This is a genomic window from Phaeobacter sp. (assembly GCF_022825805.1).
GTDB lineage: Bacteria > Pseudomonadota > Alphaproteobacteria > Rhodobacterales > Rhodobacteraceae > Phaeobacter.
On record NZ_JAJDWC010000076.1, the window covers coordinates 1 to 20,499 of the forward strand.

21 protein-coding genes and 1 pseudogene are annotated in these 20,499 nt (G+C 59.0%); 5 read left to right on the forward strand and 17 right to left on the reverse strand.

From position 1 onward, the window contains the following. Positions 1 to 127: pseudogene (locus Q0C28_RS17750) on the forward strand (IS630 family transposase); the annotation flags it as partial. On the opposite strand, the gene Q0C28_RS07995 reads toward Q0C28_RS17750, so the two are convergent. From Q0C28_RS07995 to Q0C28_RS08035, 9 genes are all read right to left on the reverse strand, one after another. Beyond that, entirely contained in the window at positions 77 to 364 is a 288-nt protein-coding gene (locus tag Q0C28_RS07995) for a hypothetical protein (RefSeq protein ID WP_293574615.1), read from the reverse strand. The pseudogene Q0C28_RS17750 and the gene Q0C28_RS07995 overlap by 51 nt on opposite strands. Positions 365 to 443: 79 nt before the next feature. Then, positions 444 to 731 carry a hypothetical protein gene (locus tag Q0C28_RS08000; RefSeq protein ID WP_293574617.1) on the reverse strand — a complete coding sequence of 96 codons (288 nt, stop codon included), beginning with the start codon at positions 729 to 731 and terminating at the stop codon, positions 444 to 446. Then, positions 728 to 2,704, reverse strand: coding sequence for an AAA family ATPase (locus Q0C28_RS08005; protein ID WP_293574618.1), 1,977 nt, complete (start codon positions 2,702 to 2,704; stop codon positions 728 to 730). Before Q0C28_RS08005 ends, Q0C28_RS08000 begins: the two co-directional genes overlap by 4 nt. A gap of 139 nt (positions 2,705 to 2,843) precedes the next feature. Continuing rightward, positions 2,844 to 3,977 (reverse strand): hypothetical protein, encoded by a 1,134-nt coding sequence (locus Q0C28_RS08010; protein ID WP_293574619.1) that lies wholly within the window; start codon positions 3,975 to 3,977, stop codon positions 2,844 to 2,846. Positions 3,978 to 4,061: 84 nt separating this feature from the next. Then, positions 4,062 to 5,144: a hypothetical protein gene (locus tag Q0C28_RS08015; RefSeq protein WP_293574620.1), complete on the reverse strand. Its 1,083-nt coding sequence runs from the start codon at positions 5,142 to 5,144 to the stop codon at positions 4,062 to 4,064. Positions 5,145 to 5,402: 258 nt separating this feature from the next. Beyond that, entirely contained in the window at positions 5,403 to 6,029 is a 627-nt protein-coding gene (locus tag Q0C28_RS08020; RefSeq protein ID WP_293574621.1) for a class I SAM-dependent methyltransferase, read from the reverse strand. A gap of 9 nt (positions 6,030 to 6,038) precedes the next feature. Next, the gene (locus Q0C28_RS08025; protein ID WP_293574623.1) at positions 6,039 to 6,800 is read right to left on the reverse strand and encodes a phosphatidylcholine/phosphatidylserine synthase; all 762 of its coding nucleotides are present in this window, start codon (positions 6,798 to 6,800) and stop codon (positions 6,039 to 6,041) included. Between the two features lie 351 nt (positions 6,801 to 7,151). Then, on the reverse strand, positions 7,152 to 8,360 hold the full coding sequence (locus Q0C28_RS08030) for an aminopeptidase P family protein (protein WP_293574625.1): 1,209 nt from the start codon (positions 8,358 to 8,360) through the stop codon (positions 7,152 to 7,154). Positions 8,361 to 8,655: 295 nt separating this feature from the next. Further along, positions 8,656 to 9,441 (reverse strand): alpha/beta hydrolase, encoded by a 786-nt coding sequence (locus Q0C28_RS08035; RefSeq protein ID WP_293574627.1) that lies wholly within the window; start codon positions 9,439 to 9,441, stop codon positions 8,656 to 8,658. Between the two features lie 216 nt (positions 9,442 to 9,657). On the opposite strand from Q0C28_RS08035, the gene Q0C28_RS08040 reads away from it, so the two are divergent. Continuing rightward, complete coding sequence (locus Q0C28_RS08040; RefSeq protein WP_293574629.1) at positions 9,658 to 11,133, forward strand: NAD-dependent succinate-semialdehyde dehydrogenase; 1,476 nt, start codon at positions 9,658 to 9,660, stop codon at positions 11,131 to 11,133. A gap of 186 nt (positions 11,134 to 11,319) precedes the next feature. On the opposite strand, the gene Q0C28_RS08045 is transcribed toward Q0C28_RS08040, so the two are convergent. From Q0C28_RS08045 to Q0C28_RS08070, 6 genes are all read right to left on the reverse strand, one after another. After that, the gene (locus Q0C28_RS08045; protein ID WP_293574631.1) at positions 11,320 to 11,787 is read right to left on the reverse strand and encodes an Hsp20 family protein; all 468 of its coding nucleotides are present in this window, start codon (positions 11,785 to 11,787) and stop codon (positions 11,320 to 11,322) included. A gap of 203 nt (positions 11,788 to 11,990) precedes the next feature. Then, positions 11,991 to 12,764 carry a trypsin-like serine protease gene (locus Q0C28_RS08050; protein WP_293574633.1) on the reverse strand — a complete coding sequence of 258 codons (774 nt, stop codon included), beginning with the start codon at positions 12,762 to 12,764 and terminating at the stop codon, positions 11,991 to 11,993. 38 nt (positions 12,765 to 12,802) lie between these two features. Then, positions 12,803 to 13,612 (reverse strand): trypsin-like serine protease, encoded by an 810-nt coding sequence (locus tag Q0C28_RS08055; protein WP_293574635.1) that lies wholly within the window; start codon positions 13,610 to 13,612, stop codon positions 12,803 to 12,805. A gap of 205 nt (positions 13,613 to 13,817) precedes the next feature. Next, a complete protein-coding gene (gene glcF, locus Q0C28_RS08060) occupies positions 13,818 to 15,146 on the reverse strand; it encodes a glycolate oxidase subunit GlcF (RefSeq protein WP_293574637.1) in 1,329 nt (442 codons plus the stop codon). Between the two features lie 5 nt (positions 15,147 to 15,151). After that, a complete protein-coding gene (locus tag Q0C28_RS08065; RefSeq protein WP_293574639.1) occupies positions 15,152 to 16,252 on the reverse strand; it encodes an FAD-binding protein in 1,101 nt (366 codons plus the stop codon). Between the two features lie 85 nt (positions 16,253 to 16,337). Next, positions 16,338 to 17,786 carry an FAD-linked oxidase C-terminal domain-containing protein gene (locus Q0C28_RS08070; protein ID WP_293574640.1) on the reverse strand — a complete coding sequence of 483 codons (1,449 nt, stop codon included), beginning with the start codon at positions 17,784 to 17,786 and terminating at the stop codon, positions 16,338 to 16,340. A 91-nt stretch (positions 17,787 to 17,877) separates the two neighbouring features. Between Q0C28_RS08070 and Q0C28_RS08075 the strand changes: the two genes are divergently transcribed. Both Q0C28_RS08075 and Q0C28_RS08080 read left to right on the forward strand, forming a co-directional pair. Next, the gene (locus Q0C28_RS08075) at positions 17,878 to 18,648 is read left to right on the forward strand and encodes a DUF599 domain-containing protein (protein ID WP_293574642.1); all 771 of its coding nucleotides are present in this window, start codon (positions 17,878 to 17,880) and stop codon (positions 18,646 to 18,648) included. Between the two features lie 42 nt (positions 18,649 to 18,690). After that, a complete protein-coding gene (locus tag Q0C28_RS08080) occupies positions 18,691 to 19,062 on the forward strand; it encodes a hypothetical protein (RefSeq protein ID WP_293574644.1) in 372 nt (123 codons plus the stop codon). A gap of 74 nt (positions 19,063 to 19,136) precedes the next feature. On the opposite strand, the gene rlmH is transcribed toward Q0C28_RS08080, so the two are convergent. Both rlmH and rsfS read right to left on the reverse strand, forming a co-directional pair. After that, entirely contained in the window at positions 19,137 to 19,607 is a 471-nt protein-coding gene (gene rlmH, locus Q0C28_RS08085; RefSeq protein WP_293574645.1) for a 23S rRNA (pseudouridine(1915)-N(3))-methyltransferase RlmH, read from the reverse strand. 136 nt (positions 19,608 to 19,743) lie between these two features. Continuing rightward, positions 19,744 to 20,112, reverse strand: a complete 369-nt coding sequence (rsfS, locus tag Q0C28_RS08090) for a ribosome silencing factor (RefSeq protein WP_293574646.1) — start codon at positions 20,110 to 20,112, stop codon at positions 19,744 to 19,746. Between the two features lie 255 nt (positions 20,113 to 20,367). On the opposite strand from rsfS, the gene Q0C28_RS08095 reads away from it, so the two are divergent. Then, positions 20,368 to 20,481 carry an isopropylmalate isomerase gene (locus tag Q0C28_RS08095; protein WP_293574648.1) on the forward strand — a complete coding sequence of 38 codons (114 nt, stop codon included), beginning with the start codon at positions 20,368 to 20,370 and terminating at the stop codon, positions 20,479 to 20,481. Positions 20,482 to 20,499: the final 18 nt, after the last annotated feature.

Sequence of the window (20,499 nt, forward strand, 5' to 3'; positions counted from 1 at the left end):
GCAATTCGCCGATGCGATCCTGAGATTCTTCCGCGAAACCATCCCCAAAGAGTGGAAAACATTCCGAGATCAGGTCTCAGACAACTTCAGGGTCATAACACACGAAAAATTTCGGGTTTTGGGGTGAGTGCGGTATACCTACACCGGACAATTCAGAATGTTCTCGACAGCCTTTCAGGAACTTGTTTGCGAAAGCTTCAATCGAACCGTATTCTTCTTTGACGTGCTTCTGCTGTGCAGGCATCATTTTACTACCACGTTCGGGCCACCCATGTGCCTCGAACATTTCACGCAGCCCACCAAATTCCTCTTTTGCAATTCTTGCAATTGCTTTTGCATCCCAGCCTGGCTCACGATTTTTCATCACCCCTGCCCCTCCGTATACCGCCGCGCAACATCGTCCCGACCGGCCTTTGCGCCGCGTCTCAAACTCCGCCCCCAAATCATGCCGCGGCCCGGCTCAGTCGCCCGATCAGGAGCGTGGCCAATACCAGCACCGGCAGCGCAAAGGTGCGCGCTGTGACTTGCAGGTTGAAACCGATGTAGGCGCTCCAGCTGCCCTCGAACAGCAACAGGGTTTCGTCCCATGATGTGCCTTCAAATCCGCCCCCGGCATTCAGCGCGAACTGGCCGAGAAACAACAGCGCCACGGCCCCGGCAAACCCGAACACACCCCAGCGCAGCGGCAGCGCAAGGCCAAAAATCGCGGCCAGACCTGTGATTGCAATCATCTGTTTTCCCCTTCTGTCTGGCGCTGGTTCTGATCCTGATGCGCCCCCTGCAGATACCGCCGCTTGGCCTCTTCCTGGCGGGCGAAATCACGCACCATGTTGTCAATCGCCACCTCATCCGACTTGTCGGCATAGCGGAACTCACTATCGGCGTAGCGGTTGATCTCCTGCACCACCATGTCGACGGTGATGGGCACCCGCAGCTCACCAATCATCGCGGATTTGGTGTCATAATCCTTGAACAGGAACAGCTCCGGGTTCTCCATCCATTCATCCGGCAGCTCAAAATCCATCGCGCGCACCTTGACCGCATCGGTGATGTTCTTGATCGCGCGGCCGGTGAACCGCGGGTCGGCGGCTTGGATCGCCTTCAGATAGGTGCCGAGTTTTGCCAGATCATCCAGCGCACCGATCTGATCCTGGACCCGGTCAAAGACCGCGGCCAGCCCCGGCTCCTGCGGGCGGTTGTGGGCCTCAAACGACCGCGCCACCGCCTGCTTGATCTCCTGCGCGCCATAAAGATCATGGGCACCCTGAGGGATGGTGTGGTTCTTGCCCATCAAGAGCGTCAGGATATCGATGTAATCCTCCCGCGTCTGCGGCCCGTCCACCAGGAACCGCGCGCCCGCCCGTTGGCGCAGCGCATCGTCCACATTCTCCGGGTAGTTGGAGAACATCCCAAAGGTGCAGTTGCCGCGCACCACGGTGTTTGCACCGGCAAAGGCCTCCATGAAGACCGCTGTCACCTCCTGCTGGCCCGCGCTGGACTGCCGGTCGCCGCGCTTGCCTGCGATCTGGTCGATGTCGTCGATGGTGCCAAAACCGATGACACCAGGATCAATCACATTCTGGATGAAGCTCTTGGCGTTCTGGCCTGATTTGCCCTGATAGCTGTCGATATTGTCGACACCAAAGTTCTGGTAGCGAAAGGCATAGCCTGCGGTCTGGCAATAATCGTGGATCAGGCCTGCCATCATCTGGATCAGCGTGGTTTTACCGGTGCCGGGCGCACCATCCCCCATGAAGGTAAAGATGAACCCACCCATTTCGGCAAATGGGTTCAGGCGGCGATCAAAATCATAAGCCATCAGCATCTTGGCCAGGCGCAGCGCCTGATGTTTGGCGATATGGTTGCCCACCACCTCATGCGGTTTTTTGAACGCCATGGTCAGCGTGGTGGATTTCGCCTTCGCCGCTGGCTCAAAACCATTGATGGTCAGATCATCTGCCGCCACCTTCCAGGCGGATGCGGTGAACGCTTCCAGCCGTGGCGCGGTCTGCGCGCGTAGGGCTGCCTTCTCCATCAGCTGCTCGGCATAGGCCGCCGTGGCCGCAACCAGATGCGCATCATCGGGCGCATGAACCGCCAGCTTCTGATCAAGCTCCCACAGAGCCCCGTGCAGAGCGAGCGGCGCATTGTCGGTCAACAGCTCCTCCGCCTCGCCCACTTCGGCCTGCGTCTCAGAGCCGTGCGGTGCCAGCAGATAGGCCGCAGCATTGGCAAAGACATGCGCTGCAATCAGGGCTTCTGCCGCCAACAGATCCGTGAATTCACCCTTGCGCGCCGCATCCAGCGAGCCTGCCAGATTGGCCCGCTTCAGATCGCCCAGGCCAGAGGCCTCCGCATAGGCCTCCCCCATCGCGAGGGAGACCGCCAGCGCCCGGCGCAGACACTGCTGCAGGGTGGCCTGCAACGGCGACGTCAGGGGATCATCGTCATCGGCAGCTTCGATCCGGGCGATCAGATGCACGCCCTCGGGCCGCGCCGTGGAGCGCGTCACCAGACCCGGTGTGGTCGACCGAAAGCGCCGCGTGCGGGCGACCCCTGGAGACCGCTCGGGTGCGGCGCTTTCTGCCGCAGGCTTGGCGATGCGCGGCGTGTGGTCAAACCCCTCCAGCATCGCAGCCGCAGCGGCGTAATGCTTGCGGATGTCGTCTTCGCGCAGCTCCATCTGATTGCCTGAAATGCTCATCTCACCCTCTTAATCCATAGCCTGCGGGCCAAAATGCTGCCCGCTCTTCCTCTTGCCAAAAATATCCATCCCCACGCTCCGGCGGCGCGCGTTGCCGTCACGAAGGCGCGGTTTGCGCAGGAATAAAACGCGCAAACGCTCAATAGCGCAGCACCTGCCCGGCGTCGCTCACCACGAACTTCTGCACATCCGCAAACCCGGGCGGGTCCAATTCGGCGAGCACCTGAAACGGGCGCTGCGGCAGGATGATCGCACGCTGCGTTCGCGTCGCGCCGGTGTCCGCACCGCGGCCACCAAAGGGGTCGAGCGCAAAGATCTCCCGCTCGACCGTGCCGAACCAGCCGCTGCGCTCTTCACGCACGTCCTCGCTCTCCAACACCTCCAGCGTCCAAGCCAAGGCCCAGTCCTGTCCGACCGGCGCCTCCGCGTTCTGCAACACCCGCTGCAGCGGACCGGACTGGTCGGTGTAGGCCGAAGAATACATCGGCCCCACATGATACCGGCGCAGGTGTTTGGGGTGCAGATCGGCGAAGTCTTCATCGAACCCTTTGGCGATGGTGATCAGCTTCAACCCCGCGAGCGCCTGCGCCATCAGATGGGCCTGCACCTCGGGCCAGCGGCGTTCGTCCTTTGGCAGCGCGACCTTGCCGCTGTCTTCCAGCTCCATCAGATAGATCACCGGCAGGTTCACCTGGCTATCATAAGCGGCCCAATGCAACAGAAACCGTCGCCGTTGATCTGCGATGTTCTCGATCCACTCACATTCGGGATCATTCTGGGTCCAGAACAGATCGCCCTTCGTCAGCTCCTGGTAGTAGAGCCGCTGCGACAGGGCGAATTGCAGTTTACGCGGCACGGTCTGCTCTGAAATGATGCTGCGCACCATGTCGTCTTTCAGAGTTTCCACACTGGCCATATTGGCCAGGTGCCGCTCCGCCTGTTGGGCATCATTGGCCATCGTCATCAGCTCCGAGGCCACCGGAAAGCCGCTGTCGCGCCGATCCATCGCCAGCGCACCAAAAGCCCGCGCTGTCTCGCGCCCACTGCTGTTGCCCGCCATCAGGTACTTCATGGAGAGGGCGCGAAAGGTGAAGTTCAGGCGCATCAAATAGTCGGTCAGCACCTTCACATCACATTTTGACATCTGCCCTTCCGCCTGCATCGTCGCCGCCACCCGCGTCAAATGCCGGATGATGGTGTCAAACTTCTTGAAGTACCGGCGCGAGGCGAAGGTATCGGTGAGGCCCGCGTGGCCTTGGGCGGGATCAGTCATGGCATGTGTTTCCCATCCTGAACGGTCCGCCCGCGACCTCGCGCCATCCTATGATGCGCAGCGGAGCGGCTGGGCATACGACCCTCACCCCCCATAGAGGTTCTTGTCGTGCTTCTCGACGATCGCGGCGAAGCGACGGGCAAAGCGTTCGTCGGCTTTGGCCTTCTTCTCCAGCACGTCGCGGGCAAACACCATGTTGTCCTCGTGGCTTTCCAGCATGTCGGCCATTTTCTGATTGGTCGCGGTGCCAATCGCCGCCATCGCGGTCTGGGCCTCTTTGTCGGTGGCCACGCCGATTTCGTTGATCCGGTGGGCAATGTCCTGCTGCTGCGCGGTCTTCAGCGATTTGGTCAGCGCATCATAGAGCACCACCCGCTGCTGCGTGTCCGTCTGCAGCTTGTTGATCAGCACCATCTGCGTCGCCGCCTGGTTCTGCAGCGAATCGACCCAGGTCTTGCCCTTCTCGATGTAGCGCTCCAGCGTCTGGGACTTGGCCAGTTTGACCTGCTCATCCTGCACCAGCGCGTTGTATTTGGCGTTTACATCAGCAAGTTCGGTTTCCAGCTTGGTGCGCGCGGCGGCGTCCTGCTCCACGGCGATCTTGTTTTCCAGGGCGATGATCTGCGGGTCCAGCGCCACGATTTCTGCCTTCACGGCCTCCAGGTCCTGAACCGTGCTTTCGCGGTCGTCCAGCGTGGCGGTCAGGTTGACCTGCACCTTGTCGCGCTGCTCTTCCAGCGTTGCCAACTGGCCTTCCAGTAGCTTTACAATCACATCCGATTTGGCGATCAGATCCTGCAGCTTGTCATCGATATTGGCGGTGCGGATCCGCTCCTGGCGCAGAGAGTCTGATTTGCCCTTGCTGAAAATGCCAACAAAGCTTTCCCAGCCGGTTTTTGACCGCATCTCGTCAAAATCTCTGGAAAAGGCTGTGGTCACATCGTCCAGCCCCATGATCAGCTCGGCAATATTCGCGTTCATCACCTCGGTGTGGGCGTGAACATCATCCAGCGTCGCGTTTTCAATGTCGATGCTGGCATCCTCGCCCGCCTCGATTTTGCTGCGCGCACGTTCAATCGATGTGGTCAGCGCGGCGATCCGGGCTTGCGCCTGTTGCACCTCGCCCTGACTGTCCGAGAGCATCTTGTCAAACTGCGACTGGTTCATAAAACATCCCTTTTTCCACCAATAATCCCTATATGGGTAATGTAAATCAAATTTACATACCCGTACGTCAATTTACGCGCCATTTTTCATCTAAAATCTCTGATAGATTGAAATGCGACACGCTACCACTCTGATTGAACACAAAATCAGTAAGCATCTTAAGATTGTAGCATAGATCAAACAGCATAAGACCGGGGAGATGCTCCCCGGCCGTGACAGTAGTAACTTGACAGTAGTAAATTGCGTGCTGTGGATCGCTCAGCTCGGGATGGGTTTTGACAGAACCAGAAAGGTCATCAACCCGAACGGCGGCAGGGGCTGGTGTTGTTCCAGTGCCAGATCATCCGCGCCGGTCACCGTATCGATTTCGAAATCCGAATGCCAGCCCAGGACATTGGCGAAAGGCGCGGACATCCGTTCCAAGAAGGCCAGAACACCTTGGTCGCGCAGAAAATGATTGGTCACGACCAGTTTGCCGCCGGGTTTCAGCACACGGGCAATCTCTGCCATCACCTGTTCTGGATCCGGGACCACCGACAGCACATGCATCGCAGACACTGTGTCAAAGCTGGCGTCTTCAAACTGCAGGGTGCGCGCGTCCATCTGGTGCAGGGCCTCCACATGGGGCAGCTCGTTTTCCTCCACCCGAGCCTTGGCCTTTTCCAGCATATCAGCGCTGAAATCGATGCCGGTCACACGCAGATCTGGTTTGTAGAGGGGCAAGGACAGGCCGGTGCCCACGCCCAGTTCCAACAGGCGCCCCTGCCGGTTGCTATTGATGTAGTCGACGGCGCGGCGTCGTGCGAGGTTGGTAATCACCCCGAAGGTGCGATCATAGACAGGCGCCCAGCGGGCATAGGATGTTTCGACAGATTTGATATCCACGTGGTTCCCTCACTCCTGCGGGTCGCCGACCTCCGGCGACATTCTCTTGACCAACCCCCAGGCAACCATCGCGGCATAACCAACACACAGAACAACCAGGGTAATCCATGCGTAGATCAGGACCGCGGCCCCGGCAAAGGCAAAACCCACAAGGAAGTACTTCACGTTTTCGCGGGAAATTTTTACCGCTTTCAGCGACCAGGTGGGCACATGGCTGATCATAAGCAGGCCTATGACGCTGATATGAAGGCAGATGAGAATATCCGGAACCACCGGCGCATCAGCAAATGCGAAGGAGATAAACATCGGCAACATCGCCAGCATTGCCCCCGCCGGAGAGGGCACACCTTCGAAGTAAATGCTTTTGTTTGCTGGTTTTTCATCTGACTTGCTGGAGACGTTGAACCGCGCAAGCCGGACGACACAGCAGACCGAGAACACCAGCACCGCCAGCCAGCCGATGCCGTCCATGTCCTGCAACGCCCAGTAGTAGATCACCAATGGTGAGGCGACGCCGAAATTTAAAAAATCCGCGAGCGAGTCCAGTTCTGCACCCATCTTGCTGTCACTGCGAAGGATGCGGGCCAACCGTCCATCCAGCCCATCCAGGATGGCCGCAGCCAGAATCAGTTGCACCGCGAGCGTGTAGTTCCCCTGTACGCCAAAGCGAATGGCCGACAGGCCGGCACAGATGGCCGCAATGGTCATCATATTGGGGAGCAGCTGAATCAGCGCAAACTCGGATCGTCTTCTTTCGCGGCGGTCGGTCATGATGGTGATATTCCTTTGGCGCCGCCGGATCTGGCAGCGATCACGGCGCAAAACGCCATCCGCGACATATGCCCGAAGCCGCGCCATGGCGCAACGGCTGGTCGCATCACGCTGGTGGAGTTGGACAGGTGGAGTTGGGCTGGTTGGGTTGAGCTGCTGAGGCTCGGCTGGTCGAGATGGCGATCAGTCAAATGGTATGGGATCGAACGCGGGCTGACATCCGGAGCGCATCCTGTCGCGCGCAGCCTGTTCATCGCAGGCCTAGCTGATCTGCCATCACACCCGTGGCGGCTATGTGAACAGGCGACATGCGCCGCCTGTTCCTGTTGCATATCAGATCATCGAAAGGGATCAGCCGACGACGTTGAACTCAGGCCCATAGGGGTATTTGGTGATGTTCTCGTTGCCATCCTCATTGATGATCAGGATGTCATGTTCCCGGTAGCCCCCGGCACCCGGCTGGCCATCCGCAATGGTCAGCATCGGCTCCATCGAGATCACCATGCCGGGTTCCAGCACCGTGTCGATGTCTTCGCGCAGTTCCAGCCCAGCTTCGCGGCCATAGTAGTGGGACAGCACACCAAAGGAGTGGCCATAACCGAAGGTGCGATACTGCAGCAGATCCTGCTCTTCGAAGAAGGCATTGATCTGATGCGTGATCTCCGCACAGCTCGCGCCAGGTTTCAGCAGCGAAATGCCCAGCTCATGCGCGGCCACGTTGGCTTCCCAGATCCGCAGCGACTCGGCATCGACCTCTTTCACGAACATGGTGCGTTCCAACGCGGTGTAATACCCGGAGATCATCGGAAACGTGTTCAGCGACAGGATATCGCCGCGCTGCAGGGTGCGGCTGGTGACCGGATTGTGCGCCCCATCGGTGTTGATGCCGGATTGGAACCAGACCCAGCTGTCGCGGTATTCCGCATCCGGAAAGCGTTTGGCGATTTCCAGTTCCATCGTATCGCGTCCGGCCATGGCCACATCGATTTCGCGCACCCCTTCCTTGACCGCATCGCGAATGGCAAAGCCACCAACATCTGCAACCGCGGCACCGGCCCGGATCATGTCCAGTTCAGCAGCGGATTTGCCCATCCGCTGGCGCATGGTCGGTTCATAGAGGTCAACCAACTGCGATGGCGACAGGAATGCCTCCAACTTGGCCTTTTGCATCAGGGTCAGGTGGTCGCTTTCAAAGCCAACAACAGCGCCCGCGCCGGAGACCGACAGGATCGCCCGCCAGAAGTTGTCGCGCTGCCAATCCGTATAGGTGATGTTGTCACAGAATGACCGGCGCCAGGGCTGACCGGCATCGATACCGGCCGAGATTGTGACTGCCTCGGTCGCGGTGACCACCATACCATATGGCCGTCCAAAGGCGCAGTAGGTGAAACCGGAGTAATACGAGATATTGTGCATCGAGGTAAAAACCGCAGCGGACACACCGGTGTCAGCCATGATTTTGCGCAGACCAGCGATACGTGCCTCATACTCAGAGACTGCAAACTGCAGTGGCGCTTTTTCACCATTGTGAAAACGATACATTTCAGGACGTGAAGTCATAGTCGACCCTTCCATCTTACAAGAAAGGTCCCGGCGTTCAGGACATGTTTTTAGGATGTATGGGCAGCTGGATATCTGTTCAGAGTCCAATCGGCGACGCCATCGCCTTGCCCGACGCGCAGGATGGGGCCAAACGCGAGATCTGGCAAGCAGATTTTCATCACGCCAACCGAGCTGGTAGATCAGTAAGGGAACGCCGCACAGGTCCGCCCAAAATAGCTTTGGGCGGATGTGGTCATGACGGTCGTAATTTAGGCGAACGTGATTGGCGCGGCGCGAGCTGGTCAAGGCGGCGCTAGCTGGTCAAGACTGTGACCAGATCGCTTTTAGGATCTGCCAGCGGCTCGATCACGTTGAAATGATGTTTGCCAAACGCGATGACATGATCACTGTCCCAGGCTTCGACCAGCCAGATGGCCTGATCCAGAAAGGCCGGTCGCTCATCCCCGCCGACCCAAACCGTGACATCTGCCGGGAGCCGGTCGTGCATTTCCACCGGGCTTTCGGCGGTGGCGCTGGCTGCATCCATACCAAAGCTCTTGTTCATCGTTGTGCGCAGCAATGGCCGCAAATCCGACAAGGGCGAAATGGGCACCACCGTTTTGATCCGGGCGCCGACGTCAGGGGGCAGAATTGTCCGGTCCAACATGCGAGCCACCAGATGGCCTCCGGCGGAATGCCCGGCCAGATGAATCGGGCCTTCGACCTCCTGCGCGATCCGGGTCACGGCCGCAGCGATCTGTTTGGTGATATCCGCAATCGACACCTCGGGGCACAAATCATAAGAGGGCATCGCGACCGCAAAGCCATGTGCCAACGGGCCCACCGCCAAATGCGACCATGTGGATTTATCAAAGGCCTTCCAGTATCCACCATGGACGAAAATCACCACGCCTTTGGGCGCGCCCTCTGGCAGGAACAGATCAAACCGTTGGCGTTCGCTGTCCCCATAAGGCACATCCAGACGAGAGCGTTGGCGGACTGCGTTGCGAAAATCCTCGGCAGAGGCGGCCCATCGCGGCGGATAGCTGTCCGCATTTTCAATGTAAGCCCCATTGGAATATGCATCATCCAATTCCATGGCCGTCCTCCTCATCCCTGGTGTTTTGTCTTTTTTGTCAGCGTCTTTTGCGGCGCAACCTGACAACCTTGGGCGGAGCATGTCAAACCGCTGATTTGCTAAAAATTGATTCTATCACAGTTTTGCCCCGGCCACATTCTGGACTCATCGGTCTTTCTGGACATATCAATTCGCAGCTGGTTTTCATTCCGGCAAATGACATTCGGGAGCCACGCCATGCTTGATGCGACAACTGATCTGAAATCTCTGCTGAAAGACCCCAGCCTGCTGGAGCCCCGCGCCTATATCGGCGGACAGTTTGTGACCGGTGACAACGGCACCTTCAAGGTCACGAACCCGGCACGCGGTGACGTCATCGCAGAGGTCGCAGATATCAGCCGTACCCAGGTTGCTGGTGCCATCGCGCAGGCCGAAGCCGCACAGAAAGACTGGGCCAAATGGACCGGCAAGGAACGCGCAGCCGTGCTGCGGAAATGGTTCGACCTGATGATGGCCAACCAGGAAGACCTGGCTGTGATCCTGACCGCCGAGATGGGCAAACCACTGGCCGAAGCGCGCGGAGAAATCGGCTATGGCGCGTCCTTCATTGAATTTTTTGCCGAAGAGGCCAAGCGCGTCTATGGTGAAACCATTCCGGGCCATCAACGCGACAAACGGATCACGGTTGTGAAACAGCCCATTGGCGTGGCAGCCTCGATCACACCCTGGAACTTCCCCAATGCGATGATCACCCGCAAAGCGGGGCCTGCACTGGCCGCAGGCTGCGCCTTCATCGCGCGTCCCGCTGACCTTACGCCTTTGTCTGCAACGGCCCTGGCGGTTCTGGCAGATCGCGCGGGCATTCCCGCCGGTGTATTCAGCGTTGTGCCGTCCTCCAATGCCTCTGAGACCGGCAAAGAATTCTGCGAAAACAATGCCGTCCGCAAACTGACCTTTACCGGCTCCACCGAAGTGGGGCGGATCCTGATGCGTCAGGCTGCGGATACGGTGATGAAATGTTCCATGGAACTGGGTGGCAACGCACCGTTCATCGTGTTCGATGATGCGGATCTTGATGCTGCTGTCGAAGGCGCAATCATGTGTAAGTTCCGCAACAACGGTCAGACCTGCGTATGTGCGAACCGCATTTATGTGCAAGCGGGTGTCTATGATGCCTTTGCCGCCAAACTGAAAGATGCCGTTGCAAAGATGTCGGTCGGCGACGGTCTGTCGGAAGACGTGCAGTTCGGACCACTGATCAACGACAAAGCGGTTGCAAAGGTTCAGTCCCATATTGCGGATGCGACCGAGAAAGGCGCTGAAGTCATTCTCGGGGGCAACCCATCGGCTTTGGGCGGCACATTTTTTGAGCCTACAATCATCACCGGTGCCACGCAGGACATGGTTTTTGCGCAGGACGAGACCTTCGGCCCGATGGCGCCGCTGTTCAAATTCGACAGCGAAGACGACGTGATCGAAATGGCCAACGACACCATCTTTGGCCTGGCGTCCTATTTCTACGCCAAGGATCTGAGCCGCGTATACAAGGTCGCGGAAGCGCTGGAATACGGGATCGTTGGGGTGAACACAGGTATCATTTCAACCGAGGTCGCGCCGTTTGGCGGTGTCAAACAGTCCGGCCTGGGCCGCGAAGGCAGCCACCACGGCATGGAAGACTACCTGGAGATGAAATACATCTGCATGAGCGTTTGATCCACGCCACAATCAGCCACAATCGGAGCGCGGCAATCAGCGCCCAGAACGCCCGGAACGCCCAGAAACTCTGCGTCGTTCTGCACGTCTCCTGAATACAAAACAGCCCCCGGTTTTCGGGGGCTGCGTCGTTCATGGGCCTACATTCGCGAGAAGCCGCGAGTGGGCGAAACTGGATGGCGGGCGTCAGTTCACGGCTTTGGCGTCGACCACACCATCCGACAGGGACTTGCCCGCAGAGATTTCAATCCGGCGCGGTTTCAGCGCTTCGGGCACTTCGCGGTGCAGATCGATGTGCAACATACCATCTGCATGGCTTGCGCCTGTGACGCGAACATGATCAGCCAGCGTAAAGCGACGTTCAAACGCACGGGTTGCGATTCCGCGATGCAGATAGGTCCGCTCGCCTGCGTCTTCGGATTTCCGGGCGGTCACGACCAGCGCGTTTTCCTTCACTTCGACACCAAGGTCGGCTTCGGAAAACCCGGCCACAGCAATAGAGATGCGGTAGGCATCTGCCGCGGTCTTTTCGATATTATAGGGTGGGTAGCTTGGCTGGCTGCCATCGGAGCTGAGCGCCCGATCCATCAGATCCGCGATCTGGTCAAAGCCAATTGTGGCACGGTGCAGCGGGGCAAAATCAAAACTACGCATTGTTCATCCTCATCTTGAGCGATTGTCTGATGCGCCCTCCCTTTTGGGGACGGGCAAGTTGTTCACCGGGTCCCGATAGACGGCAACCTGGTGACACCGACATAAGATGTGATTTGCTGCGTTCAAGAGGAGATCAGGTAGTTGCACCGCTGAGGTAGCGCGGCCCGCTACCGGCCAGTTTAGCCAACTGTTTACACAACAGTTTACCCACCCGGGCGAACGAACTTCGCACCGGAGGCTGATCCGCCGCCGCCGACCCGGATACGCTTGATCCGCCGATCAGGGGATGCCACAGGGTTTCGGCGCAGCAGGGTTTTCAGCTCTGCCACCCGGTCCTGCAATTTCATACCAAAGGCGACTGCCTGCCCGTCGTAGCGTCCACCTGCGGACACCAGCGACAGGATCCGACCGCGCGATCCAACCTGCGAAAAAATGGGCGCCCCAGAAGACCCGAAAGTCACATTGCAGTCGATCATCAGAATATCGTGCCGCTCCCCCAACAGGGTGCAATCCCGTTGGCGCGATGGCGCATCATCCCGCCCGCGCCCATAAGAGGTGACAGAGATCTCCGACCCATAATCGCGGCCCGAATGCAGCACAAAAGCATTGGCTTGGCCGCTTTGGATTGGAGCCTTCAGACGGATCAGAGCAACATCATGGCGGATCTTATCTGACGATTGGGACGACTGCGGATCATATGCCGGGTCTACGACAATTTGCAGCCCGCGCCGCTCTGCGATGGCGACACCGTCGCGCAGCCCTGCACGAAATGTGACATGATCGGCCTGCAGCACCTGATGATCCGCGCCGTAGACGCAATGCGCCGCCGTCAGCACCAGATCCGGCGCAATCAACGTGCCGGTGCAATATCCTTTGTCGTGCAGCTCCAGCCGACCCACGGCCTCCCATCCAAGCAGGTCTTCACGGTCGCTAAGGCGGCGCAGTCCAGCGCCATCCGCAGATACCGACTGGGTCATGAAAGCTAGGGCCAGAAGACCACAAAAGGATCGCAAAATCATTGTTTCACAAACTTTGCGCCACCGGTCTGCCCACGCTCGCCGACGCGAACACGGCCGACACCGGGCGGCAATTGGTTGGTGGTCTTCGACCCGGTCAGCTGCGCCTGCAACAGCGACAGTTCTTCCGCCAGCGCAGAGCCAAGGGCGACCTGCTGTCCGGACACCTCTGCCTTGGCTGATACCACAGACACGATGCGCGGCGTGTCCCCGTCAAAAGAAAACACCGGCGCACCGGAGGAGCCATAATCGACATCGCAGGACATCACCAACACGCCCTCCTGCCGGGCCATCACGGCGCAGACGTCCTGCAAGGCCGGAGCTTCGGATCTGTCATGGGCATAAGAGACCACACCGATGCGAGCGCCCTTGCTCGGCCGCCTGTCGGTTTCAAATGGCATCACCGTGGTGTTGCGGATCGGGCGCTGAAGCTGCAACAGCGCGATGTCATTGCGCACCCGGTCAGTCGACAACGTACCATCATAGACATAGCGGGGATGCACCACCGCGCCGCGCACGCTGCGATAGGCAGAGGCTCTGCCATTGCGCCAACCTGCCAGAAATTCAATCGACTGGGGATCAATCGGCGCGCGGCTTTCGCGATCAAACAGGCAGTGCGCGGCTGTCAAAACCACGTCGGGGGCGATCAAGGCGCCGGTGCAAAACCCCTCGCCATTCACGTCCAACCGCCCGACCGCTTGCCACTGGCGCCCGGCTTCAGTTGTTTCCAGAGACTGCAAGCGACTGTCCTGCGCCAGTGTTTTGCCGGGCAGCAAGGTCAAAGCCACCACCAAAAGGGCGACCGCCAAACACCGACCTGGATCTGTCAGCCTAAATCGCGACGTCTGAATCACCACTCGCCCTCATCCATTGCACCTTTCGCAAGAGTTAACTCCCCCTTAAGGCGAAAATACGGCAACGGGCCAAGAATGACAGTGCATTTCCGCCGACCCAGGTCCCATCGGCATTGATGGCCAAAATAGCTCAGGGCGATGGCGGTCTGCGGCAGAGTGCTCAGCGCAGGATTGGCACCTCTCCGGCGCGGGACACGATGCTGCCAGCCTCCATCGCGCGTGGTTTTGGTCCACCCGTGGCCCAGTCCAGCAGCTCAACCGTGTGCACAATCGGCAACCCCGTCGCAGAGCCGATCTGCATCATGCAACCAATGTTGCCAGCAGCGATCAGATCCGGGTTCCGCGCCTCCAGAGTTTTAACTTTGCGCGCTTTCAGCTCTGCTGAAATCTCCGGCTGCATCAGATTGTAGGTCCCGGCGGATCCGCAGCACAAATGCGGATCTGCGGGTTCGACAATCTTGAAACCCGCGCGCTTCAACAGCGTCTTAGGGTGGGTCTTGATCTGCTGACCATGCTGCAATGAACAGGCTGCGTGATAGGCCACGGTCAGTTCTTTATCCGCACCTTCGGGCAAATCCAGCGTCATCAGCAACTCGGATATGTCCATGGTGATCGCCGACACCCGCTCCGCAGCCTCAGCCAGCGGATCATTGCGAAACATATGGCCATAGTCTTTGACCGTTGTGCCGCAGCCTGAGGTGTTGATGACAATGGCATCCAGGCCGTCAGCTTCCATCTCTGCCGTCCAGGCCTCAATGTTGCGGGCCGCGGTTGCATGGCTCTCACTCTCGCGCCCCATGTGATGGGTCAGCGCACCGCAACACCCTGCCCCTTTGGCAACCACAACTTCGCAGCCTAACCGGGTCAACAAGCGGATGGTGGCATCATTGATATCCGTGTTCAGTGCCTTTTGGGCACAGCCTGTCATCAACGCGACGCGTTTCTTGCGCCCGCCCTTTGGCAGAAAGCTCTGCGGATCATCGTTCCGGCTGACAGGTGGAATATGCTTTGGCGCCATGTCCAACATCGCCCGCAACCGGGCATCAGGCATTAGCGCGCGGAATGGTCGCGCCAGTTTCGCACCGATCAAGGCCAGGCGGAACCGTCCGGGATACGGCAGGATGCGCGCCAACAGCCAGCGCAGGGCGCGGTCGCTCCAGGGGCGGTCGTAGTGTTTTTCGATGTAGGCGCGTGCGTGATCGACCAGATGCATGTAATGCACCCCCGACGGACAGGTGGACATGCAGGCCAGACAGGACAGGCAGCGATCCACATGTTTAACGGTCTTGGCGTCCGGCTTGCGCTCGTTTTCGAGCATATCCTTGATCAGGTAGATGCGCCCTCGCGGGCTGTCGAGCTCGTCGCCCAGAACCTGATAGGTCGGACAGGTGGCCGTACAAAACCCGCAATGCACGCAGGTTCGCAGGATTTCATTGGCCCGTTTGGTGCCAGGATCGCGCAGTTGGGTTTCGGTGAATGTTGTCTGCATCTGTCCTACCCCATCAACCCAGGATTAAGGATACCGCGTGGATCAAACTGCGCGCGAAGCCCAGCAGACACAGCTGCCAAGGGTGCTGGTTCTGGCTGGAAACGCACGATCCGCGCCCGGGTTGCGGCATCCGCCCGAACCAGTGTCGCGTGACCCGGCACTGTCATCTGCGCGCGCAGGTCCTGACCGGGTGGCATCAGGGCCCAAATCAACCCACCACCCCAATCAAACTGCAACGCACTCGCATCCAGTTTAGAGGCCAAATGCACAGCATCGGTTGGTTTAACCGAAATCCGCCACACATCCCCCGGCCGGTCGTGAAACGCTGCCACATCGCGGATCCGTTGCCACAATAGAGCTGCGTCCTCGCCCGAGACCTCTGCCGCGCCAAAGGACGCCAGATCCTGACACAGCGCCCCTGCACGATAGGCAACAGATGCTTCAAACCCCTCAACCCGGATGTGAACCGTGCCGCGCTCCGGATCATAGGCCGCGCCAGTCACATCATAGGGTGAGCCCAGCGCTTTTGACATGGCCGCGACAGCTTTGGTGACCTCGGCGATCTCGACCGTAACGGTTGCGACGGCCTCGGCTTTGGGCAGCACCTTCAGCGAGACCTCGCTTAAAACCCCAAGCGTGCCATGGGCGCCGCACATCAGCTTCACCAGGTCATAGCCGGTCACGTTTTTCATCACCCGCCCGCCATTGCTGAGCCGCTGCCCGCGACCGTCCACAAATCGCACACCCAAAAGAAAATCACGCGCCGCCCCGCATTGGATCCGCCGCGGACCGGAGATATTGGCAGCAAACACACCGCCGATGGTCGCGTCGCCGTCTGTGCCCAGTAGACCACGGTGGTCCATCGGCTCAAAGGCAAGCCGCTGGTTCTCTGCATCCAGGAGACTGGTGATCTGCGACAAAGGCGTTCCAGCTTTCACAACCAGCGTCAAAGCGCCCGGCTCATATAGGGAGACGCCGCTCAAACCGGCAATGCTGAGCGGCACAGCACCACCTGCAATCGCGCGGGTGCCACCGCCTGTCACCGACAAAGGGCCTTTGGCCTCGGCGATCATTTCCGCCAGCTCGGCCTCGGATTGAGGTGTCATGATTTCACCTTTTCAAAAATACTCTGGGGGTGTGGGGGCAAAGCCCCCGCAATAGGCCCATCTGGGGCTTTTTTTGCGCAGGATGCTATTCTGCGGCCAATTCGGGCTGACGGCGGCTCTGGGTGGTGGACAAAGGAAACACCTTTGCCGGGTTCAACAGCCAGCCGGGATCGAAAACATCCTTGACACGCAGCTGCGCCTCAATGTCTGCAGGCTCATACTGATGCAGCATCAGGTCGCGTTTTTCGATGCCGACCCCATGTTCACCGGTCAGACAGCCACCGACCTCGACGCAAAGCTTCAGGATTTCAGCCCCAAAGGCTTCGCAGCGTTCAAGGTCGCCGGGTTTATTGGCATCAAACAGGATCAGGGGGTGCATGTTGCCGTCGCCTGCGTGAAACACATTAGCAACGCCCAGACCAAATTCCTCGCTCATTTCACCGATACGGCGCAACACATCCGGCAGCGAACTGACCGGGATTGTCCCATCCAGGCACATGTAGTCATTGATCTGCCCCATTGCGCCAAACGCGGATTTGCGACCCAGCCAGATCCGCGCAGCTTCATCGCTGTCGGTGGCTTCGCGCAATTCCACTGGATTGTGAGAGCGGGCGATATCCGTGATCAGACGCAATTGATGGTCAATCTCGGCCTCGCTGCCCTCCACTTCCACAATCAGAAGCGCCTCGCACATTGGATATCCGGCCTTGGCGAAAGCCTCGCAGGCTTCGATGCAGGGCCGGTCCATGAATTCGATCGCAACTGGCAGAACACCGGCTTTGATGATGTCCGAGACACAGGCGCCTGCGACTTCATTGCTGTCATAGCCAATCAGCACCGGTCGGGCCCCTTCGGGTTTGCGAAGAATGCGTAGGGTGGCCTCTGTGACGACGCCCAACTGGCCTTCGCTGCCGCAGATCACGCCCAACAGATCGAGCCCGCCAGCGTCCAGATGCGCACCGCCGATTTCAACCACGGATCCGTCCATCATCACCATGGTGACGCCGAGCAGGTTGTTGGTTGTCACCCCATATTTCAAACAATGCGCCCCGCCGGAGTTCATTGCGATATTGCCGGCAATCGCGCAGGCCAGCTGCGACGACGGGTCCGGGGCGTAGAAAAAGTCCTCTTCCTCCACCGCGCCCGACACGCTGAGATTGGTGCGGCCGGTTTGAACGCGAATGATCCGGTTGTCGTAATCCGTCTCCAACACATCATTCATCCGCGCCACACCAAGGATGACACAATCCGCCGTTGGCAACGCCCCACCAGCCAGCGACGTCCCTGCCCCGCGCGGCACGACCGGCACGCCCTCTTCGTGGCAGATGCGCAAGATGTCCGACACCTCGGCGGTGCTGCGCGGCAAAACCGCGAGGAGCGGAGGGCACTTGTAGGCCGTCAGCGCATCGCATTCATAAGCACGGGTTTCAGCTTCGTCAGAAATGACGGCGTCCGCTGGCAGCACCTGCGACAAGCGCTCGACCAGGCGGGCCTTGCGCGCCAGCACGGCAGGATTCGGGGATGGCATCTCCATGGGGATCTCCTCGGGGCTCTCCTCTTTGGTCAAAAGATATTACCAATTTTGCGATCTGGCAAGTCCTTCCTTGGATCGCTAAGTTGACCACATGACACTGATTGACCGCCTGACCCTGTTTTCACAGCTTGATTTTGCCGCCTGCGCCCTGCTGCTGCTTGGGTGGCTGGGGATCGGCTGGCGCATCGAAAACCCGCCCGCGGGCAAACCCTCGGTGTCAGAACTGATGTCCCAATTCCGCCGGGAATGGATGGTTCAGATGGTAACCAGGCAGCCGCGCATTTTTGATGCGCAGTTGATCAGCAACCTGCGGCATGGATCCGCCTTCTTTGCCTCGGCTTCGATGATCGCGATTGGCGGCGGTCTTGCGCTGATTGGCAACACCGACCAATTGGTTGGGGTCGCCCGAGATTTGAGCCTGGATATGGCGCCGGCTTTTGTTTGGGATGTCAAAATCATCTTCGTGCTCTCCCTCCTCAGCAATGCGTTTTTGAAATACGTCTGGGCGCACCGGCTGTTTGGCTATTGCTTTGTTTTGATGGCTGCGGTGCCGAACTCGGATGACGCGCCACATGTCTACGACCGGGCCCAGCAGGCTGCCGATCTGTCGATCACCGCTGCGCGCAGCTTCAACAGGGCGATGCGATCGACCTATTTTGCCCTGGCGACTGCGGCCTGGCTGATCGGGCCAGAAGCCTGGATCCTTACCACGCTGATCACCATTTCCGTACTATATCGCCGTGAGTTCGCATCCCAATCCCGCCGCATCCTTCAGAAGCTCCCCGCCAATCCGGAGCCGCCCCGCCATAGCGCTGCCGCAAGGAGCGATGGCGGGCTTTCGCCGACCTCACACCAGTTGTGACAGATCAAAGACGCCATGGTGATTCTGGGCTAGGGTGACGCCATGTTGAAAGCTATTTCCATCGCCTATGCCTGCCTTCTGCCCCTTGCCGCCTGGGCAGAAGATCCGCGCATATTGGAGGCGACCGCAACACAGACTGGCGGCAGTTGGCGGATCAGCGTAACGATCAGCCACCCGGACACGGGTTGGGATCACTACGCAGATGGCTGGCGCGTGTTGGACGCAGAGGGCAACCAGCTGGGTCTGCGCGTTCTGGCGCATCCGCATGTTGACGAACAGCCCTTCACCCGATCATTGGCTGGGGTTGTGGTGCCCGCGGGTCTGCAACAGGTGCAGATACAAGCGCGGTGCAATGTCGATGGCTGGGCCGAAGAGGTTTATGTTCTGGAGCTGAACTGCACCACGAGTTGCTGAACACGCGACTGCGCGCGCGGCGATCAGCGCCGTTGGTCTACTAGACGCAACGACGCCTCAGGTTCATTCCCCGCTCAGACCCGGTGATATGGGCTGCCCGCCAATATCGTTGCGGCACGGTACACCTGTTCTGCCAGCAGCACCCGCACCAACATGTGGGGCCAGACCATTTTGCCCAGAGATATGGCAAAATCCGCTTCGGCGCGCAGGCTCGGGTCAATGCCGTCCGCACCGCCGATGACAAACGCCACATCCTGTCGACCAGAATCGCGCCAGTTGGCCAGTTTGTCGGAAAAATCAGGGGACGAGAGCAGTTTGCCCCGCTCATCCAGAATGCAAATGACCGAACCTTTGGAAATGGATTTCCGCAGAAGGTCTGCTTCTGCGCCCATGCCCGCGTTTTTCTTGTCTTCCACCTCAATGATCTTACACGGGCCGAGGCCAAGCGCACGGCCCGTGCGATCAAAGCGCTGCAGATAATCGTCGATCAGTTGTTTTTCCGGGCCCGCCCGAAGGCGCCCAACAACACAAAAATGCAGTCGCATGGAGGTCTTTCATTGTCGGTTTATTTTGGGTCACGTTTGGGAGCGCCTGCAAGTCGGCGTTCACCGGAACAGCGCGCTACTCCGCGGGGCGCGCCGCCTCAACAGCAGCACAGACACCTTGGACCAAATGAACCGATCAGCTTTCGGTTGGGGCCGTGGACGCCGCAGCAGGCACCCACATCTTCTCCAGCTGGTAGAATTCGCGCACTTCTGGGCGGAACAGATGGATGATCACATCCCCTGTATCAATCAGAACCCAGTCGCCGGTATCCTTGCCTTCGACTTTGCACAGAAGACCGAACTCCTGCTTCAAACGATCTGCCAGTTTTTCCGACATCGACGCGACCTGACGCGTTGACCGACCAGAGGCAATCACCATGTGATCGCCAATAGCAGTCTTACCGCGCAGATCGATCTGCACGATGTCTTCGGCCTTGTCATCATTGAGCGAGGAGAGCACACGTGCCAGCAGTTCATCGCTGGTCGGCTGTGAAGTGGTGGCCATCACAGCCACACCGCGGCCTGCATCACTGGCCGCATGAGGTTCGGGTAACAGGACATTGTCCTCCTTGAAACGCGCCGACCGACCCCCGACGCTGGGGTTGTCCAAATGTAGCAAGGCTGCAGCGGATTTTCAATCACACTGATCATGGCATCAAGGCACCTCTGTGCGGCGATTTTAAGGCGTAGGCAGCACAACCGGCTGATCCACCGTTCTTGAGGCTTTGACAGAACGAATCTTGATCGCAGCGGCCAGCAGATGTATCTCGACAGCATGACCCTTGTTTTGGCCCATCACATCGAGCTGCAAGATCGCGCGCGTCTGCGCGAGCGGTTCTTTGGTGCCGCACGCTCCGTGCTGGCGCGGCTATAAAGCCGCATACCAGCCAAT

What these genes read in the sequence shown, in the direction of transcription:
- Q0C28_RS08050 (WP_293574633.1), bottom strand. Translation starts at nt 12,764, where the DNA reads ATGACCCAGTCGGTATCTGCGGATGGCGCTGGACTGCGCCGCCTTAGC.
- Q0C28_RS08015 (WP_293574620.1), bottom strand. Translation starts at nt 5,144, where the DNA reads ATGAACCAGTCGCAGTTTGACAAGATGCTCTCGGACAGTCAGGGCGAG.
- Q0C28_RS08095 (WP_293574648.1), top strand. Translation starts at nt 20,368, where the DNA reads ATGTATCTCGACAGCATGACCCTTGTTTTGGCCCATCACATCGAGCTG.
- Q0C28_RS08030 (WP_293574625.1), bottom strand. Translation starts at nt 8,360, where the DNA reads ATGACTTCACGTCCTGAAATGTATCGTTTTCACAATGGTGAAAAAGCG.
- Q0C28_RS08075 (WP_293574642.1), top strand. Translation starts at nt 17,878, where the DNA reads ATGACACTGATTGACCGCCTGACCCTGTTTTCACAGCTTGATTTTGCC.
- Q0C28_RS08040 (WP_293574629.1), top strand. Translation starts at nt 9,658, where the DNA reads ATGCTTGATGCGACAACTGATCTGAAATCTCTGCTGAAAGACCCCAGC.
- Q0C28_RS08005 (WP_293574618.1), bottom strand. Translation starts at nt 2,704, where the DNA reads ATGAGCATTTCAGGCAATCAGATGGAGCTGCGCGAAGACGACATCCGC.
- Q0C28_RS08035 (WP_293574627.1), bottom strand. Translation starts at nt 9,441, where the DNA reads ATGGAATTGGATGATGCATATTCCAATGGGGCTTACATTGAAAATGCG.
- rsfS (WP_293574646.1), bottom strand. Translation starts at nt 20,112, where the DNA reads ATGGCCACCACTTCACAGCCGACCAGCGATGAACTGCTGGCACGTGTG.
- Q0C28_RS08000 (WP_293574617.1), bottom strand. Translation starts at nt 731, where the DNA reads ATGATTGCAATCACAGGTCTGGCCGCGATTTTTGGCCTTGCGCTGCCG.
- Q0C28_RS08065 (WP_293574639.1), bottom strand. Translation starts at nt 16,252, where the DNA reads ATGACACCTCAATCCGAGGCCGAGCTGGCGGAAATGATCGCCGAGGCC.
- Q0C28_RS08025 (WP_293574623.1), bottom strand. Translation starts at nt 6,800, where the DNA reads ATGACCGACCGCCGCGAAAGAAGACGATCCGAGTTTGCGCTGATTCAG.
- Q0C28_RS08080 (WP_293574644.1), top strand. Translation starts at nt 18,691, where the DNA reads ATGTTGAAAGCTATTTCCATCGCCTATGCCTGCCTTCTGCCCCTTGCC.
- rlmH (WP_293574645.1), bottom strand. Translation starts at nt 19,607, where the DNA reads ATGCGACTGCATTTTTGTGTTGTTGGGCGCCTTCGGGCGGGCCCGGAA.
- Q0C28_RS08070 (WP_293574640.1), bottom strand. Translation starts at nt 17,786, where the DNA reads ATGGAGATGCCATCCCCGAATCCTGCCGTGCTGGCGCGCAAGGCCCGC.
- glcF (WP_293574637.1), bottom strand. Translation starts at nt 15,146, where the DNA reads ATGCAGACAACATTCACCGAAACCCAACTGCGCGATCCTGGCACCAAA.
- Q0C28_RS08045 (WP_293574631.1), bottom strand. Translation starts at nt 11,787, where the DNA reads ATGCGTAGTTTTGATTTTGCCCCGCTGCACCGTGCCACAATTGGCTTT.
- Q0C28_RS08010 (WP_293574619.1), bottom strand. Translation starts at nt 3,977, where the DNA reads ATGACTGATCCCGCCCAAGGCCACGCGGGCCTCACCGATACCTTCGCC.
- Q0C28_RS07995 (WP_293574615.1), bottom strand. Translation starts at nt 364, where the DNA reads ATGAAAAATCGTGAGCCAGGCTGGGATGCAAAAGCAATTGCAAGAATT.